Source organism: Mesorhizobium sp. M7A.F.Ca.CA.003.01.2.1, from assembly GCF_003998945.1.
Classification (GTDB): Bacteria; Pseudomonadota; Alphaproteobacteria; order Rhizobiales; family Rhizobiaceae; genus Mesorhizobium; species Mesorhizobium ciceri.
In genome coordinates, this window is record NZ_RZRA01000378.1 from 1 (window position 1) to 4,975 (window position 4,975).

Below are 4,975 nucleotides of genomic sequence, written 5' to 3' on the forward strand. Positions count from 1 at the left end.
ATCCTGGACATGGCTGACATATTCCGTGCTCATGCGTGCCTGCGTCCCGCGGGTGCAGGCCGACTTGAACAGGATCGGCTCCATGAAGGTCTGGGGCAAATCGTTCATGAAACAGGGAGACGACAGCAGATGTTCGGCCTTGGAGAGCGGCGCTGTACCCCAGCTCTTCATGCGGCCGATCTCCTCGCCGGCCAGGCTTTCGCAGAACACGTTCTCGCCCATCAGTTCCTGCGGCGAGGCGTGCATCATGGCCTCTGCCTCGACATCCGGACCGAGGTCGCGCAGCACTTCCATGGTGCGCTGGTTGGTGATGTGGGCACGCGGCGTGTTCGACAACCAGCGATAGCGATTGACGATCATGTTGGCCACGCCGTAGCTCGACAGCAGCGCGGCGGTGGCCGAGCCGGCCGGGCCAGTGCCGACGATCAGCACGTCGGTTTCGATATCCGCCATCAAATTCCTCCCTCGATCTTCGGACCGGTCAGCCTGCGGCGGACCGGAAACAGGTGCAGGCCATTGCGGGACGCGATCAGGCCCCAGAGCCCCTTTGGCGCAAAAAGCATCACGACAACGGCGATGAGGCCGAGCGTCATCAAGTACCAACTGCCGTAGTCGGCCAGCGCCGAGCGCAGCGCAAAGAAGACCAGCACACCGAGGATCGGCCCCTCGATGGTGCCGATGCCGCCGATGACGACAATAAAGATGACGTTGGCGGTCCAGTCGGTGACGGCAAAGGCCGCGCTCGGCGAGATGCGGGCCGTCTGCAGGAAAATCAGCGCGCCGGTCAGCCCGGTGGCAGCCGCGGCGATCAGAAAGACCGCCCATCTGAGCCGGGCGGTATCGACGCCCACCGATTGCGCCGCGTCGACATTGTCGCGCACGGCCGCCAGCGCCAGCCCGAGGCGGCTGCGCAGCAGCCAGTAGATGCCGCCCGTCACGGCCACGACCAGCGCCAAAGCCAGCCAGTAGGCCATGACATCGCGTGCCGCGGCCTCGCGGACGCCGAACAGCGCCCGGACCGCATCGGTGCCCAGGATGCTGCTCGTCGCCTCGCGCGGCAGCGACGTGCCGGTGCCGCCGCCAAGTGCCTTCCACTGCGCAACCAGCAGGCGCGTCACTTCGGCGATCACCCAGGTGCCGATGGCGAAATACGCGCCCTGCAAGCGGAACGCGAAAAAGGCCGTCGGAACCGCCAGCACCAGTGCCGCAAGGGCGCCCAGCGGGATCGCCAGGACCGGATTCCAGCCGAGCAGGATCACGCCGGCGAACATCGCGTAGGCGCCGATGCCGACGAAAGCCTGCTGGCCCACCGAGACCAGGCCGCCATAGCCCGCCAGCAGGTTCCAGATCTGCGCCAGCGTCAGCATGGTGAGGATGAAGAACAGATCCTGTATGACACCACGCGAGGCCACGGCAGGCAGCGCGAGCGCGGCGACGAGGAAGATCGGCACGATGATCGCGGTCACGGTTCCGGCGCGGGTGCGGGTTGTCAGTCGATACATGCCGGCCCTCAATCCACTGCGCGCGGAAAAAGCCCGCGCGGCCTGAGCAGCATCACGGCCAGGAAGGCGATGTGGCCGGCCAGGATCTGCCATTCCGGATTGAGCGCGGCGCCAAACGTTTGCGCCACCCCGATGATGATCCCGCCGGCAAGCGTCCCCCACAGGCTGCCGAGGCCGCCGATGATCACCGCCTCGAAGGCATAGATCAGCCGCGCCGGTCCGATCGAAGGATCGAAGTTCGCGCGCATGCCGAGATAGAGCGCCGCCAGCGTCACCACGACCATGGCGATCCCGGTGGCGATCGCGAAAATCCGCTTCGGCTCTATCCCCATCAGCCCCGCCGTCACGGCGTCGTCCGAGGTGGCGCGGAAGGCACGGCCGAGGGCGGTGTGGTAAAAGAGCGCGTTGAGCGCAATGATCGTCACGATCGCCGAGGCAAAGGTCATCAACGGCATGATCCCAACCGTGACCAGCCCTAGATCGAGCGATGCCCCTTCCAACGCGCCCACCGGAATGCGGCGGCTGTCGGCGGAGAAGGCCTCGAGCAGGCCGTTCTGCAAGGCGACCGACAGGCCGAACGTGACCAGAAGCGGCGGCAGGATGTCCTTGCCCAGCACGCGGTTCAGGACGGCGGCCTGCAGCAGCCAGCCGAGCCCGAACATCACGGGCATGGCAATCAGGGCAGCGATCCAGGGCGACAAGCCGAGCAGCGTGACGCCCATCAAAACCAGATAAGCGGCAAGAATGATGAGGTCGCCATGGGCTAGGTTCACCAGCCGCATGATGCCGAAGACGAGGCTCAACCCTGCTGCAAACAGGGCATAGAGCCCGCCCAGCAGAATCCCTTGCACGAGGGTGTCCAGCCAGATCATCGCCGCGCCACCTCGATCAGGCCACAAGGGTGCTGTGCGAGCAGACGACCGAGCCTTGGTTCCCGCGTCATGCCGCCACTCCGAAATAGGCAGAGTGGATATCTTCGCGCGTGACCTCGGCCGCCCTGGCGGCCAGCGTGGCGCGACCCTCCATCATGCAGTAGACGCGGTCGGCCACTGCCAGCGCCTTGCCGATATCCTGCTCCACCAGCACGATCGCGGCGCCGCCTTGGCGGATCCTGGGAAGTGCTGCGTAGATATCGCGGATGACGACGGGCGCGAGGCCGAGGCTGATCTCGTCGCAAAGCAGCAATTCGGGGTTCGACATCAGCGCCCGGCCGATCGCCACCATCTGCTGCTGGCCACCCGAGAGCGCGGTACCGGGGCTCTTGCGCCGCTCGCCCAGGATCGGGAAAAGGTCATAGACCGCGTCGAGGCTCCACGGCCCCTGCACCTTACGCGCCTGCCCGCCGACCAGCAGATTTTCCTCGACGGTGAGCGAAGGGAACAGCCGGCGCCCCTCCGGCACCATGGCGATGCCGCGCTTCATGATCTCGGCCGAAGACAGCGCGCCGATCGGCTCGCCCCTGTGCAGCACCATGCCGGGCGCGTTGCCGATCACGCCGGTGATCGAGCGCATCAGCGTGGATTTGCCGGCGCCGTTGGCGCCGATGATCGCCACGCATTCGCCCGCGGCCACGGTGATATCCACACCGAACAGTGCCCGGAACTGGCCGTAATTCGCGGTGAGGCCGCGCGTTTCCAGCATCAGACCTCGAGCCCCAGATAGATTTCGCGAACCGCCTTCGAGGCCATGATCTCATCAGGCGCGCCGATCCCGATCACGCGCCCGAAATCCAGCACGAGGAGCCGCTCGACCACCGAATTCAGGGCATGCAGCACATGCTCGATCCAGATGATGGTGGTCCCCCTCGCGTGGATGGCTCTGATCGTCGCGACCAGGGCCTTGCATTCGCCCTCCGTCAGACCGCCCGCGATCTCGTCCAGAAGCAGAAGTTCGGGGCCTGTCGCCAAGGCGCGGGCGAGTTCCAGGCGCTTGCGGTCGAGAAGGCTCAACGAGCCGGCCACGAAATTGGCTTTCCTGAGGAGCTCCGTCGCCTCGAGGATACCAGCGCAATCCTCGACCATCTCGGCCTCGCGTCCGCCGCGGCCGAAGGCGGCGGCGGTCAAGAGATTCTCGAACACGGTCAGCCCCTCGAAAGGCTGCGGAATCTGGAAGCTGCGGCCGACGCCCATGCGCACCCGCTCCATGGCCGGAGCGCGGGTCACGTCGCGGCCGAGGAATTCGATGCGGCCCTCATTTGCAAACAAGTTTCCGGTGATCAGGTTGAAGAGCGTCGATTTTCCCGCGCCGTTCGGGCCTATAATGCCCAGCGCTTCGCCGCGCGGCACGCTGACGGTCACGGAATCCGCAACCTTCAGGGCGCCGAAGGACTTCGAAACGTTTTCCAGCCTGAGTATCATCACAGTCATCCTTGGGTCGCGCCGAACGAGGGCGGCGCAGCCGCCCCCGGCAGCGTCAGGCCAGGGCTTCCATCTTGCCAGCGGTGGGAATCTCGGTAGCGCCGGCGTTCTCGACGGTCACCAGATCGAAGCCGCCACCGGCCTTCTTCCGCCACTGGCCGCCAACGAGCGGCGTCTTGCAGACGTTCTTCGCGGCGAAAGGCGGCAGTCCCGCACCGCTCCATGCCACTTTCCCCACCACCGTCGTCATGTCGGTGGCGGCTATGGCCGCCGCGATCGCCTCGGCATTGGTCGGATCCGAAACGCGCCCCATGACATTGGCCGCCACCTCGAACAGCGAATGGACAAAACCGATCGGCTGCGTCCAGGGGCGCCCGGTCTTGGCGGTGAAATCCGCCGCGATTTCCGCCGAGCTCTCGCCCGTCACGGACGATTTGAACGGATGCGAGGCCGACCACCAGACCTCGGATGAGAGGTTGTGGCCAGCATCGCCCAGCGTCTCGACCGATTGCGGAAAGAGGATCGCTTTGGCCACCGTTATCGCCTTGGGCTTGAAGCCCTGCTGGCGGGCCTGGTTCCAGAAGGTGGTGAAGTCCGGCGGAATGACCACACCGGTGACGATCTCGGCATTGGCCGCCTTGAAGGCGTTGACCTGCGCGGTGAAATCGTCCGACAGGTTCTGATAGCGGCCGGGATCGGCAAGGCTGAAACCGGCGGCATCGAGGCCCGGCTTCAAGCCGTTCTTCGGATCACCCCAGGCATTGCCGTCGGCATCGTTGGGGAACAGCCCTCCCACCTTGCCGTTGGTGGAAAGCTGCTTCCACATGCCGGTGTAGACGGCGATGATGTCCTCGAGACCCCAGAAATAGTGATAGGCGAAGTTGAAAGGCTTCCACGAGGACGGATCGGCCGGATTGCCCTGCTGGCCGATGAACCAGGGCTGCCACGGCGCCATCGTCGAGATCACCGGCACGCCCTCCGCCTCGCAGGTGGTGGCCACCGGATTGGTGTTCTCGGGCGTCGAGCCGACGAGCATCAGGTTGATCTCGTCATCGACGATCAGGCTCTTGGCTACCTCGGCCGCGCGGTTGGGGTTCGACTGGCTGTCCTTGACGA

General features: G+C 65.5%; 6 protein-coding genes. All 6 read right to left on the reverse strand.

What is annotated here, in order from left to right; translation table 11 throughout:
• The coding region (locus EN969_RS16535; protein ID WP_206525165.1) for an FAD-dependent monooxygenase at positions 1 to 453 on the reverse strand (453 nt) is incomplete at its 3' end.
• Positions 453 to 1,502 carry a branched-chain amino acid ABC transporter permease gene (locus tag EN969_RS16540; RefSeq protein ID WP_063167501.1) on the reverse strand — a complete coding sequence of 350 codons (1,050 nt, stop codon included), beginning with the start codon at positions 1,500 to 1,502 and terminating at the stop codon, positions 453 to 455. The genes EN969_RS16535 and EN969_RS16540, both read right to left, overlap by 1 nt.
• Positions 1,503 to 1,510: 8 nt before the next feature.
• Positions 1,511 to 2,374, reverse strand: a complete 864-nt coding sequence (locus EN969_RS16545) for a branched-chain amino acid ABC transporter permease (protein ID WP_013533093.1) — start codon at positions 2,372 to 2,374, stop codon at positions 1,511 to 1,513.
• 67 nt (positions 2,375 to 2,441) lie between these two features.
• A complete protein-coding gene (locus EN969_RS16550; protein WP_063167500.1) occupies positions 2,442 to 3,143 on the reverse strand; it encodes an ABC transporter ATP-binding protein in 702 nt (233 codons plus the stop codon).
• Positions 3,143 to 3,859 carry an ABC transporter ATP-binding protein gene (locus EN969_RS16555; protein WP_063170177.1) on the reverse strand — a complete coding sequence of 239 codons (717 nt, stop codon included), beginning with the start codon at positions 3,857 to 3,859 and terminating at the stop codon, positions 3,143 to 3,145. The genes EN969_RS16550 and EN969_RS16555 overlap by 1 nt, the downstream gene beginning before the upstream one ends.
• A 55-nt stretch (positions 3,860 to 3,914) precedes the next feature.
• The coding region (locus EN969_RS16560) for an ABC transporter substrate-binding protein (RefSeq protein WP_127419248.1) at positions 3,915 to 4,975 on the reverse strand (1,061 nt) is incomplete at its 5' end.

Excerpts from the sequence above, each read along its gene's own strand:
- EN969_RS16540 (WP_063167501.1), bottom strand. The coding sequence starts at position 1,502 with ATGTATCGACTGACAACCCGCACCCGCGCCGGAACCGTGACCGCGATC.
- EN969_RS16545 (WP_013533093.1), bottom strand. The coding sequence starts at position 2,374 with ATGATCTGGCTGGACACCCTCGTGCAAGGGATTCTGCTGGGCGGGCTC.
- EN969_RS16550 (WP_063167500.1), bottom strand. The coding sequence starts at position 3,143 with ATGCTGGAAACGCGCGGCCTCACCGCGAATTACGGCCAGTTCCGGGCA.
- EN969_RS16555 (WP_063170177.1), bottom strand. The coding sequence starts at position 3,859 with ATGATACTCAGGCTGGAAAACGTTTCGAAGTCCTTCGGCGCCCTGAAG.